The sequence below is a fragment of the Sporolactobacillus caesalpiniae genome, assembly GCF_040513385.1.
Classification (GTDB): Bacteria; Bacillota; Bacilli; order Bacillales; family Sporolactobacillaceae; genus Sporolactobacillus.
Map to the genome: position 1 here is coordinate 269,826 of NZ_JBEVCB010000006.1, position 26,136 is coordinate 295,961.

The window sequence follows — 26,136 nt, forward strand, 5'->3', positions numbered from 1 at the left end:
CATAAAAATAAAGGAAAGTCATTAATACCGCCATAAATTAATCCTTTTCTGAATCAAAAGGAGCCATCCAAGACGGATGACTCCTTCGAACGTACGTCCTATGTATCAATTCAGATCATTGGACGGCTTCTTTCAATGCTTTACCCGGTTTGAACGCCGGTACCTTGCTTGCACTAATTTCGATTTCTTCCCCCGTTTGAGGATTGCGGCCTTTGCGAGCAGAGCGTTCACGAACTTCAAAATTGCCAAATCCGATCAATTGAACCTTGCTCCCGCCTTTCAAAGCATCGGCAATCGTTGACAGGACAGAATCAACAGCTTTTGTAGCATCTTTTTTAGAAAGTTCAGCAGATTCTGCAACCGCAGTAATCAATTCAGTCTTATTCAACACTTTCACCTCCTTAAAAAGGAATAACTCCCTTTTTGTGCTGGATGAAACATCAACAACGCTTATCATATACGATGTGATGGAAGAATTCAACAGCTTTTATAAAAATATTGCCATATCTGCGGCTTTTTAATCGTTTTTCGGCAAATTAACTTCCAATATTTTTCAATTTATTCATGATACACCATCAATCCATCAAATGGCATTAAAAGTCTTGTGGATACCTAAGCAGTTGCGCATTCAAATTCTATGTAGAAAGAAAAAAGACCCCCTGAGGGATCTAAAGCTTCGTTCAACAAATGACGAACAATTACAGAATGATCGCGATTAAACCGCCTGAGCCCTCATTAATGATCCGCTCCAAGGTTTCTTTTAATTTGTAGCGCGCGTTCTCAGGCATTAATGCCAGCTTCGCTGAGATACCTTCCCGTACAATTGAGTTCAAAGAGCGTCCGAATATATCAGAGTTCCAGATTGATAGCGGATCATCCTCGAAGTCCTGCATGAGGTAGCGAACCAGTTCTTCGCTCTGCTTCTCCGTGCCGATGATCGGCGCAAACTCAGACTGTACGTCTACTTTGATCATATGGATCGACGGAGCAACCGCTTTGAGTCGCACACCGAAGCGTGACCCTTGTTTAATGATTTCGGGCTCATCAAGACTCATGTCACTGATTGAAGGTGCTGCGATGCCGTAACCGGTTTGCTTCACCATTTGCAGCGCGTCGGCAACCTGATCGTATTCACGCTTGGCATGAGCGAACTCCTGCATCAGTTGAAGCAGATGGTCCTTGCCGCGAATCTCGACTCCGACAACCTCTTTAAGCACTTGATCATAGAGGTTATCCGGGGCGAACAAGTCTATTTCGGCCGTTCCCTTGCCCATTTCAATACCTGAGAGCTGAGCGTTCTCAATGAAATCATATTGGCCAAAAGAACCGACAACACGGTCGACATCACGGAGACGTTTAATATCTTTTACTGTTTCTTTAACGGCGTCCTCGTAACTTTTACGCAGCCAGTGCTCATCTTTCAGAACCATGACCCAACTAGGCAGATTCACATTCACCTCAAGAACCGGGAATTCAAACAATGCTTCGCGTAAAATGTTGTTGATGTCGTGTTCCGTCATGTTCTCGACGCTTTGAGCAAGGACGGGAATGTCGTATTTTTCGGACAGCTCTTTACGCAGCGCCTCAGTTTCCGGATGATACGGATGCGTTGAGTTGATGATTAAAATGAACGGCTTTCCAACCTCTTTCAGTTCATCAACAATCCGCTCCTCCGCCTCTACGTAATCGTCGCGGCCAATTTCGCCGATCGAACCGTCTGTCGTAACAACCACACCTAGAGTGGAATGTTCCTGAATAACTTTACGTGTTCCGATTTCTGCCGCTTCCTGAAACGGAATCGGTTCATCATACCAAGGTGTATGCACCATGCGCGGACCGTTTTCATCTTCAAATCCTTTTGCGCTTTTCACTGCATAACCAACACAATCAACGACCCGAATGTTAACATCAAGTCCTTCTTCCACAGTCACTTTCACTGCGTGATTTGGAATAAATTTGGGTTCGGTTGTCATAATCTGTTTGCCCGCTGCACTCTGAGGCAATTCATCTTTCGCGCGTACACGATCAGCCTCATCTTCGATATTCGGCAGTACAACAAGTTCCATGAATTTCTTAATAAATGTCGACTTTCCGGTTCGGACGGCTCCGACTACACCTAAGTAAATATCCCCGCCTGTTCGTTCAGCAATGTCCTTGAAAATGTCCACTCGTTCAAGTTTTTCCAAAGTTGGCACCCTCCCGCTCCTCCTTCTGCACTAAACTACCTTGTCTGTCGTTCTAAACATATGACTTTGTCCATTGATTATTCCAATAAAAATGGAACCGTCCGAAGTAATGTATTCAGATTGAACCGGCAGCTTTATAAATCTGCCGCCTATCCATACTAAACTATTGTCCAATTCATTTTTTATGCCTATAGTAGATAAAAAATGGGGAGAAAACTGTAACGTTTTCTCCCCACACGACTAAATCCCTCCACGCCTTTAACGCTCTTGCAAAATGATTGACGCACCTATACATTATGCTATTGCCTCTTCGTTTGCCGCTGACGACGGCCCAATACTCTAATGTTTTGGGCCGAAAATTTTTGACAGAGACGAGAAGCTGCTCGGCATATTCCCCGAGGTAATGGCCTTTACAATTGCCTCTTCCTTTTCCTTTGAAACAGGTACACCGGCCGTGCCACCAATGCGAGCAATAAGCTCTTTAACAACTTTGGGATCGCTAAAGTCAGCGTTTGATACTGAGTTGGCTATCTCAAGGATATCCTCTTTCTTCACGTTCGTCTTCTTTTCAATGTTATCAAAAAAAGGATTAGTGTAATCCAATGAGCGTCCTCCTTTACCCTGCCTTCCTTACATGGTATGCGGGAAAAGGAGCATTGTGCCAGCCATCCTTATTTTTCACGCGCGATTTGTTCAGCAAGACTATGGGTCAAAGGCGCAATTTCATCCTTTTTATCACGATCCATTAGTTCATCAACAGCCGTTTTCGGATGCTTTCCATCAAACAGCACCTGATATATGGCAGTGGTGATAGGCATTTCGATCTTCATTTTTTGAGCTAAAGCATGTGCAGCCTCCGTAGTACGGACACCCTCTACAACCATACCCATCTGTTGTAATACAGCATCAAGCTTCTTGCCTTTTCCAAGCATATTGCCCGCTCTCCAGTTCCTACTGTGGACGCTCGTACACGTGACGATCAAGTCACCCATTCCAGTTAATCCGATAAATGTCAACGGATGAGCACCCATTTTCGTTCCAAGCCGCGAAATTTCAGCGAGTCCACGTGTGATTAAAGCGGCTTTTGCATTATCACCATAGCCCAGTCCGTCCAGCATACCTGCGCCAAGTGCGATAATATTTTTAAGCGCTCCGCCAATTTCAACACCAACTGTGTCCTCGTTCGTGTACACACGGAAATAGTGATTGAAAAAGAGATCCTGTGCCTTTCTCGCGGCTTCGAGATCTGATGAGGCAACCGCAACTGTTGTCGGATGTCTGAGCGATACTTCTTCTGCGTGGCTGGGTCCGGAAAGAACAACGACCGCCGTTCGAAGGGATGCAGGAATCTCCTCCTCAATGACTTCAGACATCCGTTTGAATGAGCCCGGCTCAATTCCCTTTACTCCATGTATGAACAACATCGGCTGCTTAAGTTGGTCTTTTATTTGTTTCAAAACACTTCGCATTGCTTTTGCCGGCACAACAAGCAGTATGGCGGACGCCTGATCAAGTGCTTCACTCAATTCATTAGTACCTTGTATATGACTTGACAAAGTGACATCAGGGAGATACTTGTGATTGGTATGTTGATTCAGAATTTCTTCTGCCTGCTCTTTCCTATGACTCCAGAGTGAAACCGCATACCCGTTATCCGCCAAAACCATTGAAAGCGCTGTACCCCAGCTTCCCGCACCCAAAACCGCTATTTTCTTCATCACTCTGCCTCCTTGATTTAAAGTTATCAGTGAACCTCAGATAATCCTTAAGCCTGAGCCTTCTTATGACCGAGCTTGTTTTCATTGCCGTGAATCAGACGAACAATATTTGCCCGATGCTGATAGAATGCCAGAAGCAAGATCAGAAAAGACGCAACCAGTACTCCTGAAGAATAATCACTAAAAATCCATCCGAGAACAGGAGTGGCAATTAGAAAAAACAGGGATCCCAAAGAGACAAACCGTGTGGCAGCGATGATTAAAATGGTCAAAATACCGGCGATCAATGCATACAACGGCATAATCATAAAGAATACACCAATGGTTGTGGCTACCCCTTTGCCGCCTTTAAATCCAAAATACACAGGAAAGTCGTGTCCAATAATTGATGCGAATCCAGACAGAGCAACTGCCCAATCAGGCAACCCCAATGCTCTGGCAATCAATACACAAACGATTCCCTTTAATACATCGAGAAGCAGTACGCCTATCGCAGGTCCAGTTCCAAGAACACGCATCGTGTTTGTTGCTCCGGCGTTTCCGCTCCCGGTTTTTCGAATATCAATTTTTTTTATTTTTTTAGTAATTAAATAGCTGAAGCTGATTGATCCAATAAGGTATGAAACAATGATTGAAAGCGCGATCATCATGATTCAAACATCCCCTTTACTTTTCATTCTTCTTGCGTGACAAAATTTTAATCGGTGTACCAACGAAGCCAAAGGTTTCACGCAAACGATTATCAATGTGCCTCACATAGGAAAAATGCAGAAGCTCCGGATCATTAACAAACAGAACAAATACCGGTGGTCGAACGGACACTTGAGTTGCATAGTAAATTTTAAGCCTTTTTCCTTTATCTGAAGGAGGCGGTGTCATCGCCACTGTATCCATAATACAATCATTGAGCAGACTTGTCTGCACACGTAAACTGTGGTTTTCAGCCACTTGTTGAATGACGGGGAGAATCTGGTCGACTCGACTTCCCGTTAACGCAGAAAGAAAAACAATTGGCGCGTAATCAATAAATTGAAACTGCTCACGAATTTTCTTTTTGAACTTGTCCATGGTCTTGCCGTCCTTTTCAACAGCATCCCATTTGTTGACAACAATGACGATTGCTCGACCGGCATCATGTGCATATCCGGCGATTTTCTTATCCTGTTCAATGATGCCTTCTTCACCATTGATTAAAACAAGAACGACATCGGATTCTTCGATCGAACGCTGCGCGCGCAGTACGCTGTATTTCTCCGTTTTTTCATAAACACGTCCGCGCCTGCGTATACCTGCAGTATCAACGATCACATAATTCTGTCCGTCCCTTGTAAAAGGCGAATCAATGGCATCACGCGTAGTGCCGGCTATGTCACTAACAATTACGCGTTCCTTGCCGAGAATTTTATTTACGAGTGATGATTTTCCAACGTTTGGACGACCGATTAAGGCAAATCGTATCGCGCCGTCATCTTCTGGATTCATTTCTGCAGATGGGAACTTCGCAACGACAGCATCTAACAAGTCACCGATACCTTGTCCGTGCGCGCATGAAATCGCGTACGGGTCACCAAGACCAACTGAATAGAATTCGTACATCTGTTGCCTTTGTTCGAAATTATCTAATTTATTGACAGCTAGGACAACCGGTTTCTTTGATCGTCTCAAGAGCTGAGCGACGATTTCATCCGCATCTGTTAATCCTGTTTTGCCGTCGACAAGAAATAAAATCACATCAGATTCGTCAACAGCAATTTCGGCCTGGGCACGCATCTGCGCCAAGAGCGGTTCATCACCAAGTTCAATACCTCCCGTGTCAATAACATGAAACTCATGTGTCAGCCATGACCCGTTTCCATATAATCGGTCGCGAGTTACTCCCGGTTTATCCTCGACAATGGCCATACGACCTCCAACAATACGGTTAAAAAGTGTCGATTTACCGACATTCGGGCGGCCAACAATAGCGATTGTGGGTTTAGACATAATGGTCCTCCTTTAAATACTCATTTCAATGAAGCTCATTCAAATTGTTTTCGCTTCACCTTCTGGATCTGTGCTGCCTGTCCGCATAAAGAAAACCTTTCCTTTATTAAGGAGAGGTTTAAAAATGGTAACATTAATAACCCTTTATCTCTCATTCATTGCCTACGAATCACAAAAAGATACGGAATTCATGATTGATGTTGGTCATATCCCTGAAAAAGCGGAAAAGGAAGGAAACAGACTCGTGCTCCCAACATTTTCCGCTTCTTCACGTTCAATCATTGAATTATTTATATTTTTTTAACTGGTCGCCAATCATATCGCCTAGTGAAAATCCTGTCGTCGCTTCCTCAATTTCAGGAGTTTCAGCAGATTGTTCCACATGGTTCTCCGCTTTCGGTTCCTCAAGTGCCTTAATGCTCAGTGAGATGCGTTGTTCGTTGAAATTCACGTCCAACACTTTAACATTGATCGTTTGACCTTCTGAAAGTACCTCTTCAGGAGTTCCGATATGGTCATGTGAAATTTCGGAGATGTGAACGAGTCCTTCTACGCCTTGAAGCAGTTCGACAAACGCACCGAATGGAACAAGTCTCTTAACTGTTCCTTCAAGAACATCTCCCGCACTGATTTTCGACTTTGCTGTTTCCCACGGACCTGGCTGTGTCGCCTTGATAGATAGAGAAATCCGTTCATTTTCCGGATCAACGGACAGGACCTTAACTTTGACCTTATCCCCTTCGGAAACAACTTCAGAAGGCGTTTCAACATGATAGTGGGCAAGTTGTGAAATATGAACAAGACCATCTACGCCGCCGATATCAACGAACGCACCAAAATCAGTCAGTCTTTGTACCGTTCCTTCAAGAACGGAACCTTCTTTAATTCCTTCAAGTGTTTCAAGCTTGTGCTTATCGGCTTCTTCATCAAGAACCGCTCGATGCGAAAGAATAACTTTTCTTTTTTCGCGATCAAGCTCGACAATTTTCACATCAAGAGGATTGCCTTTGTAGTCGCTGAAATCCTCCACGAAATGCCTTTCCACGAGTGATGCCGGAATAAATCCGCGCACGCCGAGATCGACAACCAAACCGCCTTTAACAACGTCAGCAATCTCCACAGAGAAAGTCGTCTTCTCATTGAATTTTGTCTCAAGATCTCCCCAAGCTCTATCCGCGTCAACCTCTCTCTTGGACAGAACGAGTTCATCATCTTCAAGCTTCGTCACTTTCACGCTGACCTCATCACCTTCGTGAAGCAAATCGGAAACTTTTTCAACATGAAGACTTGAAAGTTCACTGATAGGCAGTATGCCATCTACTTTATATCCAACATCAACTAAAGCATGTTTTTCTTCTACTTTTGTAACTTTTCCGTTAACTACATCTCCAACATTAAGCGCATCGAAAGACGTTAATTCATGATTTACTTCTTCAACCATTCTCCGGGACCTCCTTTAATTAACCAAACGAGAAAATATCCTACTCATAACTTCTTACAAATAGACGCTTTTGTCAAGCAGTTGGACCTGTGTACTCGTCAAGCAGTGCCTGAATATGTTGCATGATTGCCAGGCTGGCGTCAGCTGACTTTAATTTTTGATTTTTCATTACCGTTGTATCAATAGGTTTACCAAAAACGATTTTCATTTTGCTTCTGAATTTATAGTGACCAATTATGGCACATGGAATGACAACCGCATCTGTTTTCAGAGCGAAGAAGCCGGCTCCTGAAAGGCCGCGTTTCATTGGAGTGTGCTCTAAATTCCGATGTCCTTCCGGGAAGAGCAGCAACGCATGTCCTGCGCGAATCAGCTTCAGAGCCAATCGAATCGCCCCGCGGTCTCCTTCCCCGCGACGTATCGGAAACGCATTCAAATGGGGCAGCAATTGTCCTAAAACAGGGACCTTAAATAGTTCTGATTTAGCAATAAAGCTTAATGGCCGAGCAATTTGTGTACCAATGAACGGCGGGTCGAAATTGGACAGATGATTGCTGCAGATCAGTACACCGCCATGCTCCGGAATATTTTCAAGTCCTATGACTTGAATTTTAAAGTTAAGATGATAGTACACGTTCACGAGTCGTTTTCCTATAGAGTAAAGATTCAAGAGTGCTGTTTCTCCTTTACGAAATGCAGAATTTGCTCAACAACTTCATCAATGGTTAGTGAAGTGGTGTCGAGGGCAATCGCGTCGTCTGCTTTAACAAGCGGGGAAACTTCTCGTTCCATATCCTTTTTGTCTCTTAGCGCAATGGCTTCTCTCAATGATTCCATAGATGGATGCCTGCCCTTGAGTTCCTCTTCGCGATACCTTCGAACCGCGCGTTCATCAACTGAAGCGATTAAAAATATTTTCACTTGAGCATCAGGAAGAACATGCGTCCCGATATCTCGTCCATCCATAACTACGCTGCACGATTCAGCAAGCTTGCGTTGACGATTAACCATTTCCGTTCGAACGTCTTCAAAAGAGGAAACCAATGAGACATGTTCAGAAACATCAGGATAGCGAATGCGTTCAGTCACATCCTCACCGTCCACATAAACTTTTTGTCCGCTTCCTTCTTGAACTAATTTAATTTCTGTTTGGTTAAGCAATTTTTTCAATTGACGCGCATCATTTAAATCCGTTTTTTGTTTGAGCGCCTTATATGTGAGTGAACGATACATCGCCCCCGTATCAATATAAACAAACCCCAGTGTTTTAGCGGCAATCTTCGCGACTGTACTTTTCCCTGCCGCGGCAGGTCCGTCGATTGCCACTTGAAATAAGTTCTCCATATTCCGTGCCTACTCCCATCTGTCTTATCTGATTCTTTGACTGTTTCAATGCTGATTAGCTATGTTTGCGTGATTCCATTTCGAGCAGTTTCTTTCTCGATTCCAACTGCTTCTCAAAACAGAAACGTATAATCGGCTGTCGATCTCTCTCGGTTTGCGTGATAAATGCGATCGTTGCCCTCTTTCCGTTTGTATGTTTATCCGTAAATACGCGTATGACCTTCCCTTGTAATTTAACATATTGGTATGTTGCGGATGCCATCGGAAGGGAAATCCATACTTCAATCAAGTCTTCCTCGCCAATCTCTGACTTCTCCGGCAAGAGAATCAGTGCCCCGCCCCCGCCTATATCACTTGTCAGCGTGGCGAACGGACGGAATGCTTGTGTTAGAGAATGAACGGCAATGTCCACATTTGTTTCCACTCGGACATAATTCCTGCGCTGAATTTCTTCCATTTTGTCTTCACCTTCGAAACTCATGAGCATCACAGGGATTTGTCCAGAAATCCGGCAAACGAAAGTTGTTAGAAAACGGAACACTTGATTATCAACAACATAGATCGCCGTGAACGAAGTACCATTAAGCAAAACAGGGGACTTTCCTGTCTTCTCTTCGATTGGATAATCAATTAATAAAGCATTTTCTTTGATCTCGGCAATCTTGCATCGATAACGAATGATTTGTTTCTGATTGTTTAATTCTTCTAAAATCAGCGTTTCGCCAACTTTCAGTTTCATGATCGTCTCCCCCGCATTTTAATCTCTTCAATCATGAATTTCAATCTTGCCAACTTATGCCAAAAGACGCATATCTAGCAACATTATACCTTAGAAGGTTTGATTCAGCCAAGTCTTTACCGATTGACTCATGTGTTTCTTTTAGAGGCACTATTCTCTCAACAACTCAATTTTTTCCTGATCCCCATTTTTGGCGTTTAGCATGATTCGATAAGTGTCGTTAGCTCTTGTCGCAAAAAATTCATAGCACAGCACGTTTTTCAACATTGGATTCTGAAATATGACAAGGCTTGATTCCTGTATTTTCAGGTTCGGATTCAGTTGTTTTCGCGCTTCGCTCTCTGAAATTTTCGGTTTGACCGGCACATCATCGTATTTATTAAATAAATAATCTGTCTGGTCAAAAGCAAGGATTTCTCCATTATCAAGCGCTACTTTAATTCGCATTGATGCCGGATATACACGAACACCACTCTTTCGAAGGACATAGGTCAACACAGCAACATGATTGTATTTGTTTCGCTTGGTTAACACCATATCCTTCAATTGATGTTCTTTCAGGAATGTTTCTGACTTTCTTGACGCCTCGTAGAGATTCAGTTGTTCATTTTTGACCGAGCGCTCAAATAGATACCAAATCACGTGCCCGCCTTTTCTTGTGACTGATGCGTTCAGCGATCTGCCTTTATCTCTCAAAACAATCTCAAAGGCGGGTACATTGGATCCCTTTCCTGTTTCACTTACCTTACGTATTTCCGCATGCGGAAGATTCGTCCATTTTTTCAGATTAGTGACCGCTTGATCGCGTGTCACGAGTGAACCTTTCATCGGATTTATATGTTTCTTTTCAAGAACCACGTTTCTAGGATTCTCCGGACTGAAACTGTTAGTATAATCGGTTGCCTGACCATCAACACGTTTCATACCATCAATTACTTGATTGTCCTGATTCTGCTTCTTGCTATTGAGCGCCCATTCTACATCCATCCAACGTAGATGATGGGACATCACCTTTGACTGTACATCCCTTAGTTCGTCCCGGATGGACATTGACTCTGAATAGAGTTTCTGCAGATTCTTATATTCTTTTGTGCTTAGAGGGCGATCGTTTGTGGTTTTGACCCCAGTGTTATACGTAAACTCACCAACATGTGCAAGAAATTCATTTGTTCTGTTAAAGGGCAGCCGTGTAAGTGGAAGTTCATTGGCTGCCGCATGCGCCAAAGCACTCAGTCTCCACGATTCCACAAGCTGCGGACGCATCGTCTCACGCGACTGCATCGCAAGTGACATGCCAAGCGACTCTTCCAAAGAATCGACATAATAGGTCAACTCATGATAGGCTTGCTGATAGTGATTTTCTGCCTGAATAACGACCGCCTTTTTCATCTGGTGCTCCTGATAACCCCACACGCCTATCCCAATCAGCAGAACCGCAGCAGATACAAAAGCTATCCAATACCGGCGTTTCATATGCATCCCTCCTATTTACAAAAAATGTGTTTGCCGATTTTACCAATTTGCGGTCTTGTCCATATCCACGCCGAAGTAGCTGTATCTGGATTAAAATAGTAAAGTGCCCCGTTTGAAGGATCCCAACCATTGATCGCATCCATGACCGCTTTTTTTGCCGTATCATTTGGTGTCAACCAAATTTGCCCATCGGCAACTGCTGTGAACGCCCCTGGTTGGAAGATCACATCGGAGATATTATTTGGGAATCGCGGATCGGCTACACGATTGATAATTACTGCTGAGACAGCGACTTGACCGATATAAGGTTCTCCTCGAGACTCCCCATAAACCGCGTTCGCCATAAGATTCAGGTCAGATTTTGAATAACCCTGTGGCAAATTATCCATCGTGTAATTTCCTTGATTCTGTTGCGGCGGTTTGCTGCTTCCCGAATTATTTGACGTGTTGCCGCTCGGAGTTTGCGCTTTTTTCTTTACTTGTTGATCAAGTGGGATGCCCCCGTAATAGGTAAACGTATTTCCCTCATTAATATTGCGATTGACAAAATCACGATTATATTGTGAGGCTTTTAGTAACTTCTGCTTCGTCTGGCTCCCTCCCATCCCATCTATCTTTAAACCGTACTGAGACTGAAAATTTCGAAGCGCCCAATAGGTTCCATAGCCAAAGGAACCATCAATTTTCCCCTTATAGAAACTAATATACTGAAGACGCGCCTGAAGTTCGACGACATCTTCTCCCGTATCGCCGCGCATGATCACTCGATTTGAAAATGCGGCGGCTTCACCAGTCTGAAACAACAAGACAGATGCGAGAATTGCAACACATAGACCTCGAATCAGTCGTTTACTCAATGACTTAATCCTCCCTGGAGTGCACGTGTGGCCACTCAAAAGTTCATATACTTTCCCTAAAACTCAGAAATCAGCTTTATGTTTCCAAGAAACAAATGTTTTATGCATTGAAAAAAGCGGTTATGAACGCGTCATAACCGCCTCAATCACTTTTATTTTTTTGAATTTCAGTTCATTCTAAATTCAGAACCATCCACGCGTGCGAGCAGATTCAGCAATCGTGTAAACGCCGGCGAAACAAGCTGCCGCTTTCATCGAAGTCTTGCGTTCTTCGGCGATATTATGGATACGGGAGAACGCGTCCGCTAGAATGTGTCGCACTCGTTTTTCTCCTTCTTCCTTACTCCAAATAAGTCCTTGCCTGTTTTGTGCCCATTCAATATAAGAAGCAGTCATATCCCCAGAGCTTGTCAGTATTTCCGGAATAAACAAAATGCCATTTTGATTCATTCGATCCGCCGCCTGATCAGATACCGCACCATCGGCAGCTTCAATTACAAGCCCGCTTTTTATCTTCTGAACATTGTTCTCTGTGATCTGATTTTCGACAGCAGCGAGCACCATGATATCACAGGGCTTCTCCACGAGTTCTTGGCTGGTCAGTGTATGTTTATATAGCTTGGTGATCGTTCCAAAGCTGTCTCTGCATTCAAACAATGTACTCATTTCAAGTCCTGACGGATTGTACACCGCTCCATAAGCGTCTGAAAGTCCGGTAATGGTCACACCTGAATCAGATAATGATTTGGCAACATAGCTGCCTAGCGCGCCAAATCCCTGTATAATGGCAGTCGCGTTCTTCAAATCAATTTTTTTCCTTTTTGCCGCTTCACGGATAAACAAGACGATCCCACGTCCTGCTGAATTCTCGCGACTTTTTAAGCCGCCAAGCACAATCGGCTTTCCGGTAATGAAACCTGCCGACTGATCTGGACAAAGTTTGCTGTATTCGTCCATCATCCATGCCATCACTTGTGAGTTAGTAAACATATCAGGTGCGAGAATATCTTGATAAGGACCAATAACTGATCGAATAGCTTGTATGTAGCCTCTGCTTAGAAGTTCAAGTTCACGGTATGAAAGTTCCCTAGGTTCGCAGATAACTCCGCCCTTCGCTCCTCCAAACGGAATATTAAGCAAACCATTTTTAAGGCTATTCATCATTGACAATCCATACATCAGGGATTCGGACACTTCTGGATAAAACAGTACTCCGCCTTTTGTCGGACCAACTGAAAAGCTGTGCTGCACGCGGTAACCAGTAAAAATCCGTACCTGCCCGTTATCCATTTTCACAGGTATTCTTACGGCTAGTGTACGCTGGGGCTCCTTTAGCAGCTCAAATACATCCTCTGAATAGCCGAGGTCGGCAAGCGAGGTTTGAATCATAGCGCGAACCGAACTCAGGAAGCGATCGTTCTTCCCAGTATAGTCCTGACGGTAAACAGACACTCAAATCTTCCTTTCTTCTCATCCTCAAGTAAACTGCGCCATCAACTCAATCATTTTATTCTTTAATTAATTCATTAAGACACAGATTAACGCATAAAGTTTAGTATACAAATCCTTCAGTGCTCTAAACGAACTAAGGGACAATGAAAAACCCCGCGTCATCAAGCATGCGGAGCTTTAATAAAATATCGATATAGATCGGCAATAGCTGCGTCCTTCATTAGGCATTTACCATACTCTTCAAGTCTATATATCGTGATGGTCGAGGTATTCCCATACTCCGCGAGGATCGCAACGAGCGTTTCTAAATTACTATCATCACTTAAGTGATGTTCATCGAAATGTATATAATATTTGTTTTCAAATAAGAAGAGGCTTCCTGCGCGGATCCCCAAATCATGAAGTGTTTTAGATAGAGCAATCACATCATCCAATTGTTCGAACTGATAAAGAACGTCCTTACTTTCATCCAAAGTCACCTGCATTTGAATGAAATCGTCATCATCCTCAAAATCATCTTCGGTATCATCACGATGATCGTTTCTTCCCTTCGACACAATAACGACCATACCTTGTGCCGGGAGAGAAAATACTTCAACATCAATCGGACCGGATGCCTCGAAGCCGAGCTCATCATCTGCCTCAAGCATCATATCCCGAAATAATTTTTCGACTCTCGGCAAGTCGTGCCACATATCTTCTTTTGTAATGCCTCGTTCTTTGAGATCGTCAAAGGTCAGGAATATTTTAATCCTGTCGCTATTTAAACGTTCCAGTCGCATCGCAAATGTCCTCCTTGCCGTCCAGCCTAATCTCTTCTTTGCACCACCGCAGACCTTTATTATAATTATATGATCTCGGCATATTTCGGTGTCTCCTGTTTGGAGCTTGGTCCATGACAGATACTTAAAAGACAAGCCGGGTTCGCTAACGCCGCAGCGAACAAGAGACTTGAGTGTAGTATACAACGCATAGCCGAAAATGTACATGCTTTTACATTTTTAGGGCTTTTTCCTCTTCAATGTAAGCATCAATGCGTCGGGCTTCGCGCCAAGACGCAGCGGTAGTTTGGTTGTACCATAGCCGCCGCTGATTATTAGTGTTCCATAAGGCATTTTTTTTACCCCTGCTTTTTCCTTCAATGTATAACCAAATACATTGATTTGTCCACCATGTGTATGTCCTGAAATGACGTAAGGAATAGTCAATTGTTGTGTTAACGCATACTTTATATCCGGATTGTGGCTAAATAAAAGTGTTGGCGCCCCCGTATCTCTTGCAGCAAGTGTCTTTTCAAGATCACAATGACCACGCAGCAGGTCATTGACCCCCGAAAAGTTAAGAGACGCTCCATCCTCGTGCACAATATATGTCGTATTATCCAATATTGTGATTGATTCTCGGTCAAGCAGTTTTTTCACTTGATGATGGCCTGCATCCCAATCATGATTCCCCCATATGAAATAAACGGGTCCTTGTTCCTTCAGGAGCTGAACATTTTCCCGCACTCTTGAAAGCGAAACCCCTTTCTCAGTCAGATCGCCGCCGATTATAAGATAATCCGCCTTCGGATTAAAGGATTCCACCCACCGTCTAGAGATACGCCGGCGATGAATATCAGAAATAAAAAATATCCGCTTCCCTATGAACGGTTCCGGCAAGCCGTTAATGTTGAGATCGATTGAGATCAATCGATTCAGATGAGCTTCGATGAACATATGCACAATCAGCACACTTGCCATTATCGTTAAAACTATAATCGTATCAAGCACAGCGATTACCTACTTTCTATGACTTCCGAAACTTTAGGGCGAGGTTATATAAACTATTCGATTGACTATGCGGATATGAGGTATGAAAGCGTTAATAATTCAATCATTCGGTCTATGTACGAGCACGAGCCGCATATAAAAAATGATGAGCCTAATTAAATTGAAACATGGAAGGGAGGTCATCTCTTGACTACATCAAGGAAATGGTACACACCATACGTCAGTCCATTCGATCCTTGTCCGCCTCTTGGACCCGTTTCTTACGAGACACCGGTTCAGCTGTATCTTGGCTTTCAACCACAAGGAATGGAACAATTCTCGCCTTTTGACGCGCTTGCACACGGCACACTATGGCCGGGACTCTACACACCCTATACAAATCCATATCTCTCAAAAAGAAAGGAGCTTACGACAAATGGCTGAACCGACACAAGTACCTGAAAGTTACTACTCGGATCTGAAATCACTTCAAGCCATTGATTTTACTCTTGTCGAACTGACTCTATATCTTGATACGCATCCAAACGATCTGGATGCACTCAAACAATTCAATTCGGCTGCAAAAAAAAGTGCCGAGCTGCGCGAAGGATTTGAAGCGAGGTACGGACCATTAAGACAATTCGGGCATAGTCTGTCCGCTTATCCATGGCAGTGGAAAGACACACCATGGCCATGGCAAGTATAACCAACTATGACTGAGGAGGCGGACAATTGTGTGGTATTACGAGAAAAAGTTGCAGTACCCTGTGCGCGTCGGAATTTGCAATCCAAAGATGGCAAAATTTCTGATTGAACAATACGGCGGTGCCGATGGTGAGCTTGCAGCCGCCCTTCGCTATTTAAATCAGCGCTACACCATACCAAGTCGTGTTATGGGGCTGCTCAACGACATTGGAACAGAAGAATTTGCTCACTTGGAAATGATTGCCACAATGGTATACAAACTGACAAAAGATGCCACGCCAGAGCAATTGAAAGAGGCAGGACTAGGTGAGCATTATGTGGACCACGGAAAATCCGTATACTACCACAACGCAGCAGGACAAAACTTCTCTATGGGTCTTCAATCCAAAGGCGATCCGATTGCCGATCTGTACGAAGACATTGCAGCTGAAGAAAAGGCAAGATCTACTTATCAATGGATCATCAACATCTCCGACGACCCGCAAATTAATGATTCATTAGGCTTTCTCCGCGAACGTGAAATCGTTCACTCACAACGCTTCCGCGAAGCCGTTGAACTGCTAAAAGAAGAGCAGACAAAAAAAAGAGTGTTCTGATCAACAAACAGATGCATAGAAACCAAAGGCTGCTTCATTACCTGTTGAAGCGGTCATCTTCATAGTTGTAAACGGCATCGGCACTAAAGTGACGATGCCGTTCACTTATAAAACAGATTGATGTCAAACTTCTTTTTAAGCAAGCTGAGAATATGAAAACGATCTGTGTCGCCGTTGGTATCGGGTTCATCATTCATCCAGAGTTCATCTGTGCGCTCAATGATTTCTTCACGCAGCTCATCATAATCATCTTCGGCATCCTCTCGTTCACCATGGCAATAGGTAAAGAGCAGGATAAGAGCGACACAAAGTGCGACATAGGCTAAGCTCAACGGTCGGCCAATCAATGCTTTCAGATCATGCATTGAACCAAGCATTCCCGGATGAAGAAAGAAAACATAACTAACAATGATTCCAACACAAATAGTCAACGCAAGTCCGGCTGCAGTTTCTCTGCCATTCCATTTGTCTTTCTCTTTCTTACGTTTAATGAGCTCCGACAAAATAGTGAATGTGATTCCGGAAAGTCGTCCCTTATCGCGATATTCTTGAAGCGACATGTTCCATCACCTCTCTCATCATCATAACTATGAGCTTGATAACGAAAATAGGACAGTCCTTTGATTTAAGACACAGTAATTCACTGATCCTTGCTTTTTTTCTTCAACGGATAAAAAGCATCATGTAAAAAAAGATCAATTAGACCCATTTATTCCTGATTGGATCATCAGCCCGCTCGCCTTCTTTAAATATGATCTGCAACCGTTTCTTCCAATCCAGAATCTGCCCGTGCCGCTCTGTATCGTTTTTGTTTGTTGATTCGGTTTGCCGAAAATCACTGAGCTCGATACCGCAACGATCACAGCAATTGTACGGTTTTTGTGCAGGTTGTTGTTCATGATAAACCTTTAAATAAAACGCTCGCCTGCAATTCGTGCTCGTTAAGTAATTCCTCATTACAGACAGATCCTGTAATTGAATCGCCTTTCGTTCATTGATAACTGCCTTACACTGATCAAAAATTGAAAGATACGTACAATGGGTGGGTTTATCTTGTACCTTTTCATAGATAAACCGCGCAGCTGACTCACTTACGCCGCGTTCTAGGAGGCTGCTTACAAACTGTTCTTTGTTCCCGATTGTTAACAGTCCTTGATCCAATTCACTCAGGCTGCGATGAAGTATCTCGTCATCCGGGAAATTCCCATCTATAAATCCTTCAGGATACTGCTCATCCTGTTTCGCATAATAGACCACTGCAAGACCCGGCTTACCGTCTCTCGACGCGCGTCCAATCTCCTGAAGATACGCGTTCATCGTTGAAGGAAAATGAAAGTGGACGATCAATCGTATATCCGGCTTATTAATTCCCATACCGAACGCGTTGGTACAGCATAACAAATCTAATTGAGAATCCAAAAACTGATTTTGTATTTTTCTTCGGTCGACAGGGTCCATCCCGCCATGATAATAAGCGACGCGCAACCCAAGTTTACGACGAATATAATCCGCAAGTCGTTCGGTCCAATCACGACTTGCGCAATAAATAATTCCCGGTAATCGCGTGTTTTCAAGCAAGTGACACAAACGGTCAACTTTTTCATCATTCGTCGCGACCTTTTGGACAACAAGTGCGATATTGGCACGGTCGACACTCATCAGAGTCTGGCTGACATGATGCAATTCAAGCGAACGCACAATGTCCTCTCTCACGCGCTCATCCGCTGTTGCCGTTACCGCCAGACAGGGTGGATGACCGAACTGCGTTCTGATTTCAGCCAGATGCAGATAATCCGGACGAAAATCATGACCCCATTGGGATACACAATGGGCTTCATCGATAACGAACAATGAAATCGTGATTTTCGCTAATGCCGCGCGTATCGTGCTCCCCCGCAACATCTCTGGAGAAATAAAAAGAAATCGAAGTTCGCTTAAATGGGCGAGAACGCGAGAACGTTCATGAGGATGAATCAAGCCATTTAAAGCCCGTACATTCGTTTCACCGATCGATCGCAATGCGTTAACCTGATCCTCCATCAAAGACAAGAGGGGTGAGACAATGAGAACAGTCCCATTAAGCAAATAGCCGGGAATTTGGTAACAGAGTGATTTTCCGCCTCCCGTCGGCAACATGGCAAATACATCCTTGCCCTCTAACACGTCGAGAATAATTTCCTGCTGACCGTAACGAAATTGATCATGACCGAATTTCTCTTTTAAAACGGTTTGCGCTCGATGGATCAACTCATCTCTCCGATGTTTCTTCATTCTCTCCAATGAGCAGACTTCCTTTCCGAACAGTGTTTTTTGCAAGAGCGAGACGAATCTGCAGATAAGAAATTTCGTCATGAAGCTGGTTTTTAATCGATTTAAGCTGCCTTGTATTTAACTGATTCGCGGTCTCTACTATTTGTTGTTCTAATTCATGTGAAAGGAAGTCAGATGAATTAAAATTTCGCTCCTTCAATGTGATTTCTACCAAATGATCCTCAATTGTGCTCACTGATAAATTACGCCTTTTCGCTACTTGTTGCAGTGACAACCCTTCCTTTAATAGATGGAATGTTTCCCCGGCAGTTATTGAGAGCGTACTAGCTGTTTGTTTCATTAATCCGGCAATGAACGGATAGGTCGCTTTATGCTCCGCAACCTCTTTCATGACACGTCTTAAGGCTGATTTAAAAAGAATCCGGCATTCAAAAGGATCTTTGCCGGTTGCATCCGCGATCTGACCTGTGGTAAGACCTGTCATTCTATATCCTGTAAGTTGAGCTGCGAAAAGATCAGCTTCCGTCAAAGGGATAGGCAGGAGTAGTTGGTGAAGTTCATGATGTAATTGGTTTGCCAGTTGATCTCGATTAAGTGGAGCTTTCATAATCCGTTTGCGGACACTTTCTGTTACAGATGGTTGCCGTGTAATCGGCAAAAAAGCGCTTTGATGATATTGCAGTGCCGATATTGTCTGAACCGAAAGCTGTAGTTTAAGCCAAAAATTCCCCTCATCATTTACATGATCCGTATTGCAAAGTCCGTCAGGTATCAATTTATTTAGGTCAAACCTAGTGAGCTGGTGCTCGCCTTCCGTTGAAAGAATAAAGTGCATTTGCTCAGAGCTTGCGGACTGAATCCATCCGCAAACGTTTAACCGCTTAACTAACGTTTGAAATGAGTGACGGTTCAGATCATCGCAGGAATGAAAGAACGGCTTCACATGAAAAAGATAGCTGTCCTGCACACTTTGCGACGATTTTTTTCCTTTCAATAAGTGATAGATTCCGGAAACAGTGCGTTCGCCTCGAAATTGATGAATTAAATATAGAACAAGCGTGTCACAGTACATTGGGGCATCCTCCTTAATCGCTCTATGATGCTCCTTTTTTTCTCTATTCTACCCTTTTTCAAGAAAGGTTTCGACAATTGTTCATTGAATTGCCGACTGAGAGCTATTGAAAAGAGCGATCAGCTTATTTAAAATAAAAGAGGTCAATGGACCACGCAATTTTCTAGGAACGGAAAGGAAATGATTATGGCTGATAAATTTACGATTGTAAATAAAGACACCTGTATTGCTTGTGGCGCCTGTGCCGCGACTGCACCGGATTTATACGATTATGATGACGAAGGAATTGCATTTTCTCTACTTGATGACAACAAAGGAAACGTTGCGGTTCCCGATGAATTACTTGAGGATCTGGCAGACGCCTATGATGGATGCCCTACTGAGTCTATTTGTATTTCAGAGACACCTTTTAATGGACAAACGGATAACGCTGTCGGTATTTAAAAGAGCGCACATAGAAAAAGAGGAATGGAGTATCGTCGCTCCAATCCTCTTTTTCTATGTGCACGTAATTAGCGTTCTGTGTCCCGTCCTTGCTTCAAGGTGAATTGAAAAGTGGTGCCTTCACCTTTTATACTATTGACGCTGATTTCGCCGCCGTGTGCCTCCACAATGTGCTTAGCAATAGCAAGTCCCAAACCAGTGCCGGCTTTTCCCCTCGTCCTTGCTTTATCCGCCTTATAAAAGCGTTCAAAAACAAAGGGAATATCCTCCCTGACAATGCCGACTCCGGAATCTCGAACAAATACGTGAAGCTGCCCTTGCTCAAAGCGCGCTTCGACCGTCACAACGCCGCCCTTATGCATGTGACGAATCGCATTGTCAATGAGGTTCGTCATCACTTGTTCCACGCGATCCGGATCCATGACAAAAAGTTTACCGTCGATCTCGTGAAGCACTGCTTCTATACGGATACCTGCATCACTTGCAACCTTGCTGAATTTTGTGACAATGTGTTTGAAGAACGCGTCAAGGGCAACTTCTCGTCGATCTAATTGAAAGTGCCCTGTCTCAAGCTTTGCCAAATCAAGTAGTTCATTGACAAGACGCCCCATACGTTTCGATTCATCCAAAATGATTTGCGCCATATCCTTTTTTTCCTGAGCACTTTCTGCTATATCATCAATAATCGCTTCACTATAGCCTTGCATCATGGAAATCGGCGTTCTCAATTCGTGACTAACATTCGCCACAAAGCTTTTAATCATTTGATCGTTGTGCCTTTCCTCAGTCATGTCGCGAAGTACCGCCACAGCTCCGCGAATCTTATCATGATCAAAGAGCGGCTTCATAATGACCACCCATATACGTCCTTGGACGCTTACCTCGCACGTCTTCTGAGCACCGTCAGACGATACTTTATGGAAAAGGTCCTCTAAAAGATCCGGTGTTTTCTGCCCGCTCGCATCTGCATTATGTTCATAGTTCCATGAGTAAACAAAATGATCGGCAGGCGGGTTGCTCGCCGCTATTTGCGCATCTGTACTCATAAGCAGCACACCATCAGCCATATTTTGTAGGATTCCGGCAAGTTGTTCCTTCTCCTGATTAAGCGCGTTCATATTCGTTTTCAGCTTCTGCCTCATATTATTGAAAGCAACGGCAAGGTCACCAACTTCATCACGAGTAATAACCGGAACAGTAATATCAAAGTTGCCAAGCGCAACTTGAAGTGCCGCTTTTCTCATTTTCCTTAGTGGTGATCCGATTCTTGTCGACAGGAAAAAAGCGAAAAAGGTTGTCAGTAAAATTGAAAATCCGGCACAAATATAGATCAGTTTTTTTGACTGATCTAAGGCATTTTGAGCAATCTGGATGGGTTGAATGATGTACACCGCTCCATGAGTGTTTGAAGAATCATGAATTGGGACACCGACAATCATCAGCCGCTGGATTTTCTTTTTTTGGTGAGCCGTTATGCGGAAGGTACCGATTTTTTTCACCGTGTTTTCGCCAGTCAACGCATGTTTCAATGTCGCGTCATTTTCAAAAAAATCACGCTGCAAACCAGGCGCTGAACTCCCCTCAGGACCGCTCCACACCTTGCCATTTACAATCATCACATAACCTGCATCATATACGTCCGCTATATCGGCCACTGTTTTTAGTGTATCATCAACAGTTCGCCCGGCATGATGCTCAAGCAACGCCGCCGCTTTAACACCGATCTTTTCCATCTGATGCTCCGCTTGCTGGATGTTGCTATTTTCAAAGAATTGAAGCAAAAAAAGTGTTAAGAACATAAGCACAATGGTGACAATTAAAATTATAGTTGCCCATAATTTCCCAATGATGCTTCGCCAAATCATGTCGCTGAATCAACCTCAATTTTATAACCGACGCCCCATACGGTAATGATCATTTCCGCAGCTTCCTCTGATACTTTGTTTAATTTTTCGCGCAAACGTTTCACATGGGTATCCACCGTCCGAAGATCCCCGAAAAATTCGTAATTCCAGACATCTTTCAATAGCTGTTCTCTTGAGAAAACCTTATCCGGATTTTGAGCAAGATAATACAGCAATTCATATTCCTTAGGTGTCAGGCTGACTTCGCGTTTATCTACCTTTACACGATGGGCGTCATGATCAATCATCAAGTGTGGAAACACAATAACATTTTTTGTCGTTGTTTCAGTCTCCAAGAATTTTGTCTTTGACGAGCGGCGCAGAAGCGCTTTTACTCGAAGCACAACCTCGCGAGGACTAAAAGGTTTGACAATATAGTCGTCCGTCCCGACTTCAAACCCTTGAACGCGGTTTGCTTCTTCACCCTTAGCGGTCAGCATAATGACCGGTGTTGCTTTGGATTCACGTAATTGTTCACAAACTTCCTCACCGCTGATCCCCGGCAGCATCAAATCAAGCAGGACCAAATCGTAATCTTTGTCCAATGCCATTTTTAATGCGGTTTCTCCGTCTCCTGCTTCATCAATCACATACTTCTCACGTTCAAGATACATTCTGAGGAGTTTACGGATTCTGTCTTCGTCATCGACAATCAGAATTGCCGCTTTCTTCTCTTTCATTCAAATCCTCCCTTTTCCGACCAGTACACTTTATTCTCTCTTTTTATAAACGCATTGCTGTCTGAAGACGTACCCGCAGCTTCAAACAACCCCCATTTAAATCCGTCACGCTTGCCGCACTAGTCGATTATGATTCAACTGTTTCGTAAGGCGTATGACAGAAAAATCGACTATTAGTATATATGTGTCAATCCTATGTCTTATTTTAAACAATTTCTTGAAAAAAAACAGTACTAATTATGAATGTCTCGTTTCATGCATTAATGTTTTCACTTCATGCGGCTTTAATTCACGGCTGTCCCCGGGGTGTAACCCGTTTAAACTCAAGAAGCCGTATCGTTCACGTTTCAGTTTACGCACATGAAGATGTATAGCGGAGAACATTCGCCGTACTTGACGATTTCTTCCCTCATGGATCGTGAGTTGCACGGATGCTGTTCCTTTCTCCTTATCCGAAATGAGCAATTGAACACGTGCTTTGGCCGTCATACCGTCTTCTAGGCGAACACCAGTAGCGAGCTGACGCAATTGATCACTTGTCGGAATCGGATTGACATTAACTATGTATGTCTTATCAAATTCAAAACTTGGGTGCATCAACTTGTTTGCAAGTTCTCCGTCATTAGTCAGAAGCAAGGCGCCTGATGTATCATAATCTAAACGGCCGACAGGGAAAACCCGTTCCGGCACATGCTTGAAAAAATCGACAACGGTTGTTCTGTTGCGATCATCCTTCACACTTGATATGACCCCGGTCGGTTTATAAAAGAGATAGTACACCAGCCTTTCCTTGTCGAGCGGAACACCATCGACGGTTACCTTATCATTCACCGATACCTTCGTGCCGAGCTCCTTAACAGTTGTGCCATTCACTTTCACCCTGCCGTCTAAAATTAATTGTTCTGCTTTTCGCCGTGATGCGATACCGGCACGCGCTATGACTTTCTGTAATCGTTCCATTCTTCCACCTCGGAATTATCATAACGCGACTAAACTGTTTTCTCAAGTTTCATTATTTATTCACTTTACCGCCACAATTATGATGAAAACAAAAAAGTCGCTGATATACAGCGTCTTTTTTATTTTCTGAAGCTACTATTATCCAAACAACAGCGTCACGATCCATATCGCACAGATTACGCCGACAAGATCAGCTAATAAGCCGACTTTCAAAGCATCTCCGATTCGATGAATGCCTACGGCACCAAAATAAACAGTCACAACATAAAATGTGGTATCCGTACTCCCTTGCATCACGGACGCAAGCTTCCCAATAAATGAGTCCGCTCCATATGTTTTAATGAGGTCGGTCATTAAGCCTAGTGCACCGGTTCCTGATAAAGGACGCATCAGTGCAAGTGGTAATACTTGAGGCGGCATACCGACTGCTGAAAGCAAAGGACTAATTAGATGAATCAGTGCATCCATTGCTCCAGATGCACGAAAAACACTGATTGCAACCAGCATACCCAAGAGAAACGGCATAACCGAAATGGCGAGTGAGAAGCCTTCTTTACCTCCTTCAACAAATGCATCGTAGGACGCTACCTTTTTGAATGTCCCATAGAGCAGAATAATTGCGATCAGGCAGGGAACGATCCAGGTTGAAAAAGTTGTGATCAGCGCCATTACTTTCGCTCCCTTCGTTTCCTGCGATGATAAAAGTAGCGGTCAATAATAAGCGCAGCGACCGTCGTGCAGCATGTTGCAAGCAATGTTGGACCGACAATATCCGTCGGTGAAAGTGCGTGCGAATTCATACGTATAGCAATAACCGTTGTAGGAACCAGCGTCAGCCCGGATGTATTTAACGCGAGCAGCGTAATCATTGATCGACTTGGTGTCGATTTTCCTCCATTCAGTTTTTTCAATTCTTCCATAGCTTTGATCCCCATAGGGGTAGCGGCATTGCCAAGTCCGAACATATTTGCAATTGTGTTGGACATGATATACCCCATTGCAGGATGTTCAGGCGGAACTTCGGGAAAGATACGTTTCATAATTGGTTTGAATAATGTGCTCAATTTTTCCAGTAAACCCGATTTCTCAGCAATTTTCATCAGACCAAGCCAGAAGATCAAAACGCTGATCAATCCAAAACATATCTGCACAGCATTTCCCGCTGAATTAAAAATGGCCTTGTTGACATTATCCATTGTTCCATTGAATGCGGCGTAACCCATTCCAATCAAAAAGAGTGCGACCCAAATGATATTAATCATACGCCTTCTCCGGTCACAATCGCGTGCAGGAACCCGTTAAATCGCGACCAGAACCCCCGATTCTCCTTTTTATCCGGTTTATAGTAGACAGGTAATGACGTTAACTTCTGTTTACCGAGCATTAGGTCCAAACGACCGGCAGGAGAAGTGGGATTCCATTTTTTTCCTTCTATGGGTTTCAAAAGTGTCAAATTTTTCTTGATCCGCTTTTGCTCATCCTTGGTTAAAGGGAGAACACTGGATCGATGCACATAGATATGATCTTGATAAAAAGTATGGACATGAGCCTTCAATTTGCCCTTTCTAACCACCTGAATCGGTTTATAGTTAGCAAAAGCCCATTCGAACATCCCTTGATGATCTTTCCAGTCATCACCGTCATTCAAGGTTACTGCAATCAAATTCAGATCATCTTTTGAAGCAGTTGAAATTAAGGTTCTCCTTGCTTTTTTGGTAAAACCTGTTTTTCCACCGGTAGCATATTTGTAGAGTCGCAACATTTTATTTTTATTTTTCCATGCACGGGCAACTTCTTTATTTGTGGCAGGCACACGGTGGAGCTTCGTCCCAACTACCTTACGAAACTGAGCATTTCCCATTGCATAGCGCATAAGCAGTGCCATATCATAAGCAGTGGAGTAATGATCGGGATTTTCAAGACCGTTTGGGTTGGTAAAATGAGAATTCGTCATACCAAGTACACGTGCCTTCTCATTCATCATCAGTACAAAACCAGATTCACTCCCACCGACCGCTTCAGCAATCGCGCGCGACGCGTCATTTCCTGATCGGAGCATGAGCCCGTACACCATATCCTTGAGCTTCATCCTCTCACCGGCTTTCAGATAAATGGACGAGCCTTCAGTATGCAACGCTTCCTCACTCACGGTAAATGTTTTATTGAATTTGCCTGATTCAATGGCAAGAATTGCCGTCATTACTTTTGTAATGCTTGCAATCGGCAATTTTTCTTGGCTGTTATGTCGAAACAAAACACGACCGGACGACTGATCCATGAGTACAGCGGATTGCGCGGATACCCCTGGCCCGGCTGCGTGTGAGATCCGTGGATAAATAGAAAAAACAAGTATGAAAAATAGAAGCAAAAATAAAGCTCTCTTTAGCATGATCCCCACAATTTCCATCCCCTGTCCTGATCAAAATCAGACGTTTTTGGCAAGGGGCAAAATGAACCGGGAAAATCAGGCAAAGAGAGCCTGGTCAGACAAGAACACTTTCATAAATAACCCGCATGCTCCCGGACAGTTTGGACACCCTTAATAAGAAGTTATGCTGGG

General features: G+C 43.7%; 29 protein-coding genes. 5 read left to right on the top strand and 24 right to left on the bottom strand.

Annotated elements, in window-relative coordinates; translation table 11 throughout:
• Window positions 1-115: 115 nt before the first annotated feature.
• The 6 genes from hbs to der form a co-directional block, all read right to left on the bottom strand.
• Window positions 116-388, bottom strand: a complete 273-nt coding sequence (gene hbs, locus ABWW58_RS13605; RefSeq protein ID WP_093669023.1) for a non-specific DNA-binding protein Hbs — start codon at window positions 386-388, stop codon at window positions 116-118.
• 310 nt (window positions 389-698) lie between these two features.
• On the bottom strand, window positions 699-2,186 hold the full coding sequence (gene spoIVA / locus ABWW58_RS13610) for a stage IV sporulation protein A (RefSeq protein ID WP_353869629.1): 1,488 nt from the start codon (window positions 2,184-2,186) through the stop codon (window positions 699-701).
• Window positions 2,187-2,525: 339 nt separating this feature from the next.
• Complete coding sequence (locus ABWW58_RS13615) at window positions 2,526-2,789, bottom strand: stage VI sporulation protein F (RefSeq protein ID WP_353869630.1); 264 nt, start codon at window positions 2,787-2,789, stop codon at window positions 2,526-2,528.
• 68 nt (window positions 2,790-2,857) lie between these two features.
• A complete protein-coding gene (locus ABWW58_RS13620) occupies window positions 2,858-3,904 on the bottom strand; it encodes an NAD(P)H-dependent glycerol-3-phosphate dehydrogenase (RefSeq protein WP_353869631.1) in 1,047 nt (348 codons plus the stop codon).
• 47 nt (window positions 3,905-3,951) lie between these two features.
• Window positions 3,952-4,554, bottom strand: a complete 603-nt coding sequence (gene plsY, locus ABWW58_RS13625) for a glycerol-3-phosphate 1-O-acyltransferase PlsY (protein WP_353869632.1) — start codon at window positions 4,552-4,554, stop codon at window positions 3,952-3,954.
• A 16-nt stretch (window positions 4,555-4,570) separates the two neighbouring features.
• A complete protein-coding gene (gene der, locus ABWW58_RS13630) occupies window positions 4,571-5,887 on the bottom strand; it encodes a ribosome biogenesis GTPase Der (protein WP_093669013.1) in 1,317 nt (438 codons plus the stop codon).
• 124 nt (window positions 5,888-6,011) lie between these two features.
• Here der and ABWW58_RS13635 point away from each other — a divergent pair, with 124 nt between their 5' ends.
• A complete protein-coding gene (locus ABWW58_RS13635) occupies window positions 6,012-6,191 on the top strand; it encodes a hypothetical protein (RefSeq protein ID WP_353869633.1) in 180 nt (59 codons plus the stop codon).
• On the opposite strand, the gene rpsA is transcribed toward ABWW58_RS13635, so the two are convergent.
• From rpsA to ABWW58_RS13680, 9 genes are all read right to left on the bottom strand, one after another.
• Window positions 6,174-7,328 carry a 30S ribosomal protein S1 gene (rpsA, locus tag ABWW58_RS13640; protein ID WP_353869634.1) on the bottom strand — a complete coding sequence of 385 codons (1,155 nt, stop codon included), beginning with the start codon at window positions 7,326-7,328 and terminating at the stop codon, window positions 6,174-6,176. The two genes, ABWW58_RS13635 and rpsA, sit on opposite strands and share 18 nt — an antisense overlap.
• 73 nt (window positions 7,329-7,401) lie before the next feature.
• A complete protein-coding gene (locus ABWW58_RS13645) occupies window positions 7,402-7,998 on the bottom strand; it encodes a lysophospholipid acyltransferase family protein (protein WP_353869635.1) in 597 nt (198 codons plus the stop codon).
• On the bottom strand, window positions 7,995-8,672 hold the full coding sequence (gene cmk / locus ABWW58_RS13650) for a (d)CMP kinase (protein WP_353869636.1): 678 nt from the start codon (window positions 8,670-8,672) through the stop codon (window positions 7,995-7,997). Before cmk ends, ABWW58_RS13645 begins: the two co-directional genes overlap by 4 nt.
• 55 nt (window positions 8,673-8,727) lie before the next feature.
• Window positions 8,728-9,411 (bottom strand): flagellar brake protein, encoded by a 684-nt coding sequence (locus ABWW58_RS13655; protein ID WP_353869637.1) that lies wholly within the window; start codon window positions 9,409-9,411, stop codon window positions 8,728-8,730.
• A gap of 150 nt (window positions 9,412-9,561) precedes the next feature.
• Complete coding sequence (gene ypeB / locus ABWW58_RS13660; protein WP_353869638.1) at window positions 9,562-10,884, bottom strand: germination protein YpeB; 1,323 nt, start codon at window positions 10,882-10,884, stop codon at window positions 9,562-9,564.
• 11 nt (window positions 10,885-10,895) lie between these two features.
• A complete protein-coding gene (sleB, locus tag ABWW58_RS13665) occupies window positions 10,896-11,741 on the bottom strand; it encodes a spore cortex-lytic enzyme (RefSeq protein WP_093668999.1) in 846 nt (281 codons plus the stop codon).
• Window positions 11,742-11,924: 183 nt separating this feature from the next.
• Window positions 11,925-13,130 (bottom strand): Glu/Leu/Phe/Val family dehydrogenase, encoded by a 1,206-nt coding sequence (locus ABWW58_RS13670; RefSeq protein ID WP_353869725.1) that lies wholly within the window; start codon window positions 13,128-13,130, stop codon window positions 11,925-11,927.
• Between the two features lie 224 nt (window positions 13,131-13,354).
• Window positions 13,355-13,975: a genetic competence negative regulator gene (locus tag ABWW58_RS13675; RefSeq protein WP_353869639.1), complete on the bottom strand. Its 621-nt coding sequence runs from the start codon at window positions 13,973-13,975 to the stop codon at window positions 13,355-13,357.
• 219 nt (window positions 13,976-14,194) lie between these two features.
• Entirely contained in the window at window positions 14,195-14,965 is a 771-nt protein-coding gene (locus ABWW58_RS13680; protein ID WP_353869640.1) for a metallophosphoesterase, read from the bottom strand.
• A 186-nt stretch (window positions 14,966-15,151) separates the two neighbouring features.
• Here ABWW58_RS13680 and ABWW58_RS13685 point away from each other — a divergent pair, with 186 nt between their 5' ends.
• Genes ABWW58_RS13685 through ABWW58_RS13695 form a run of 3 tightly spaced genes read left to right on the top strand, consistent with a single transcriptional unit; the run spans window position 15,152 to window position 16,245 of the window.
• Window positions 15,152-15,388, top strand: coding sequence for a spore coat associated protein CotJA (locus ABWW58_RS13685; protein ID WP_353869641.1), 237 nt, complete (start codon window positions 15,152-15,154; stop codon window positions 15,386-15,388).
• Window positions 15,381-15,650 carry a spore coat protein CotJB gene (locus ABWW58_RS13690; protein WP_353869642.1) on the top strand — a complete coding sequence of 90 codons (270 nt, stop codon included), beginning with the start codon at window positions 15,381-15,383 and terminating at the stop codon, window positions 15,648-15,650. Before ABWW58_RS13685 ends, ABWW58_RS13690 begins: the two co-directional genes overlap by 8 nt.
• 28 nt (window positions 15,651-15,678) lie before the next feature.
• Window positions 15,679-16,245: a manganese catalase family protein gene (locus ABWW58_RS13695; protein ID WP_353869643.1), complete on the top strand. Its 567-nt coding sequence runs from the start codon at window positions 15,679-15,681 to the stop codon at window positions 16,243-16,245.
• A 101-nt stretch (window positions 16,246-16,346) separates the two neighbouring features.
• Here the strand turns inward: ABWW58_RS13695 and ABWW58_RS13700 are convergent, their stop codons facing one another.
• The 3 genes from ABWW58_RS13700 to ABWW58_RS13710 form a co-directional block, all read right to left on the bottom strand.
• Complete coding sequence (locus tag ABWW58_RS13700; RefSeq protein WP_353869644.1) at window positions 16,347-16,805, bottom strand: DUF2663 family protein; 459 nt, start codon at window positions 16,803-16,805, stop codon at window positions 16,347-16,349.
• A gap of 139 nt (window positions 16,806-16,944) precedes the next feature.
• Window positions 16,945-18,516 carry a RecQ family ATP-dependent DNA helicase gene (locus ABWW58_RS13705; RefSeq protein WP_353869726.1) on the bottom strand — a complete coding sequence of 524 codons (1,572 nt, stop codon included), beginning with the start codon at window positions 18,514-18,516 and terminating at the stop codon, window positions 16,945-16,947.
• On the bottom strand, window positions 18,494-19,588 hold the full coding sequence (locus ABWW58_RS13710; protein ID WP_353869645.1) for a YpbB family protein: 1,095 nt from the start codon (window positions 19,586-19,588) through the stop codon (window positions 18,494-18,496). The genes ABWW58_RS13705 and ABWW58_RS13710 overlap by 23 nt, the downstream gene beginning before the upstream one ends.
• A 186-nt stretch (window positions 19,589-19,774) precedes the next feature.
• Here ABWW58_RS13710 and ABWW58_RS13715 point away from each other — a divergent pair, with 186 nt between their 5' ends.
• A complete protein-coding gene (locus ABWW58_RS13715) occupies window positions 19,775-20,032 on the top strand; it encodes a ferredoxin (RefSeq protein ID WP_353869646.1) in 258 nt (85 codons plus the stop codon).
• A 68-nt stretch (window positions 20,033-20,100) separates the two neighbouring features.
• Here the strand turns inward: ABWW58_RS13715 and ABWW58_RS13720 are convergent, their stop codons facing one another.
• From ABWW58_RS13720 to ABWW58_RS13745, 6 genes are all read right to left on the bottom strand, one after another.
• Window positions 20,101-21,897, bottom strand: a complete 1,797-nt coding sequence (locus ABWW58_RS13720) for an ATP-binding protein (protein WP_353869647.1) — start codon at window positions 21,895-21,897, stop codon at window positions 20,101-20,103.
• Window positions 21,894-22,616: a response regulator transcription factor gene (locus tag ABWW58_RS13725; protein WP_093668982.1), complete on the bottom strand. Its 723-nt coding sequence runs from the start codon at window positions 22,614-22,616 to the stop codon at window positions 21,894-21,896. The genes ABWW58_RS13720 and ABWW58_RS13725 overlap by 4 nt, the downstream gene beginning before the upstream one ends.
• A gap of 237 nt (window positions 22,617-22,853) precedes the next feature.
• Window positions 22,854-23,576 (bottom strand): pseudouridine synthase, encoded by a 723-nt coding sequence (locus ABWW58_RS13730; RefSeq protein ID WP_353869648.1) that lies wholly within the window; start codon window positions 23,574-23,576, stop codon window positions 22,854-22,856.
• A gap of 138 nt (window positions 23,577-23,714) precedes the next feature.
• Window positions 23,715-24,245: a spore maturation protein gene (locus tag ABWW58_RS13735; protein ID WP_353869649.1), complete on the bottom strand. Its 531-nt coding sequence runs from the start codon at window positions 24,243-24,245 to the stop codon at window positions 23,715-23,717.
• On the bottom strand, window positions 24,245-24,838 hold the full coding sequence (locus ABWW58_RS13740) for a nucleoside recognition domain-containing protein (protein ID WP_353869650.1): 594 nt from the start codon (window positions 24,836-24,838) through the stop codon (window positions 24,245-24,247). Before ABWW58_RS13740 ends, ABWW58_RS13735 begins: the two co-directional genes overlap by 1 nt.
• Window positions 24,835-25,965, bottom strand: coding sequence for a D-alanyl-D-alanine carboxypeptidase family protein (locus ABWW58_RS13745; RefSeq protein ID WP_353869727.1), 1,131 nt, complete (start codon window positions 25,963-25,965; stop codon window positions 24,835-24,837). Before ABWW58_RS13745 ends, ABWW58_RS13740 begins: the two co-directional genes overlap by 4 nt.
• Window positions 25,966-26,136: the final 171 nt, after the last annotated feature.

Coding starts and splice junctions, on each gene's coding strand:
- ABWW58_RS13620 (WP_353869631.1), bottom strand. CDS start 3,904: ATGAAGAAAATAGCGGTTTTGGGTGCGGGAAGCTGGGGTACAGCGCTT.
- plsY (WP_353869632.1), bottom strand. CDS start 4,554: ATGATGATCGCGCTTTCAATCATTGTTTCATACCTTATTGGATCAATC.
- der (WP_093669013.1), bottom strand. CDS start 5,887: ATGTCTAAACCCACAATCGCTATTGTTGGCCGCCCGAATGTCGGTAAA.
- ABWW58_RS13635 (WP_353869633.1), top strand. CDS start 6,012: ATGGTAACATTAATAACCCTTTATCTCTCATTCATTGCCTACGAATCA.
- rpsA (WP_353869634.1), bottom strand. CDS start 7,328: ATGGTTGAAGAAGTAAATCATGAATTAACGTCTTTCGATGCGCTTAAT.
- cmk (WP_353869636.1), bottom strand. CDS start 8,672: ATGGAGAACTTATTTCAAGTGGCAATCGACGGACCTGCCGCGGCAGGG.
- ABWW58_RS13655 (WP_353869637.1), bottom strand. CDS start 9,411: ATGAAACTGAAAGTTGGCGAAACGCTGATTTTAGAAGAATTAAACAAT.
- ypeB (WP_353869638.1), bottom strand. CDS start 10,884: ATGAAACGCCGGTATTGGATAGCTTTTGTATCTGCTGCGGTTCTGCTG.
- ABWW58_RS13670 (WP_353869725.1), bottom strand. CDS start 13,130: ATGATTCAAACCTCGCTTGCCGACCTCGGCTATTCAGAGGATGTATTT.
- ABWW58_RS13675 (WP_353869639.1), bottom strand. CDS start 13,975: ATGCGACTGGAACGTTTAAATAGCGACAGGATTAAAATATTCCTGACC.
- ABWW58_RS13690 (WP_353869642.1), top strand. CDS start 15,381: ATGGCTGAACCGACACAAGTACCTGAAAGTTACTACTCGGATCTGAAA.
- ABWW58_RS13700 (WP_353869644.1), bottom strand. CDS start 16,805: ATGTCGCTTCAAGAATATCGCGATAAGGGACGACTTTCCGGAATCACA.
- ABWW58_RS13705 (WP_353869726.1), bottom strand. CDS start 18,516: ATGAAGAAACATCGGAGAGATGAGTTGATCCATCGAGCGCAAACCGTT.
- ABWW58_RS13710 (WP_353869645.1), bottom strand. CDS start 19,588: ATGTACTGTGACACGCTTGTTCTATATTTAATTCATCAATTTCGAGGC.
- ABWW58_RS13715 (WP_353869646.1), top strand. CDS start 19,775: ATGGCTGATAAATTTACGATTGTAAATAAAGACACCTGTATTGCTTGT.
- ABWW58_RS13720 (WP_353869647.1), bottom strand. CDS start 21,897: ATGATTTGGCGAAGCATCATTGGGAAATTATGGGCAACTATAATTTTA.
- ABWW58_RS13725 (WP_093668982.1), bottom strand. CDS start 22,616: ATGAAAGAGAAGAAAGCGGCAATTCTGATTGTCGATGACGAAGACAGA.
- ABWW58_RS13730 (WP_353869648.1), bottom strand. CDS start 23,576: ATGGAACGATTACAGAAAGTCATAGCGCGTGCCGGTATCGCATCACGG.
- ABWW58_RS13735 (WP_353869649.1), bottom strand. CDS start 24,245: ATGGCGCTGATCACAACTTTTTCAACCTGGATCGTTCCCTGCCTGATC.
- ABWW58_RS13740 (WP_353869650.1), bottom strand. CDS start 24,838: ATGATTAATATCATTTGGGTCGCACTCTTTTTGATTGGAATGGGTTAC.
- ABWW58_RS13745 (WP_353869727.1), bottom strand. CDS start 25,965: ATGCTAAAGAGAGCTTTATTTTTGCTTCTATTTTTCATACTTGTTTTT.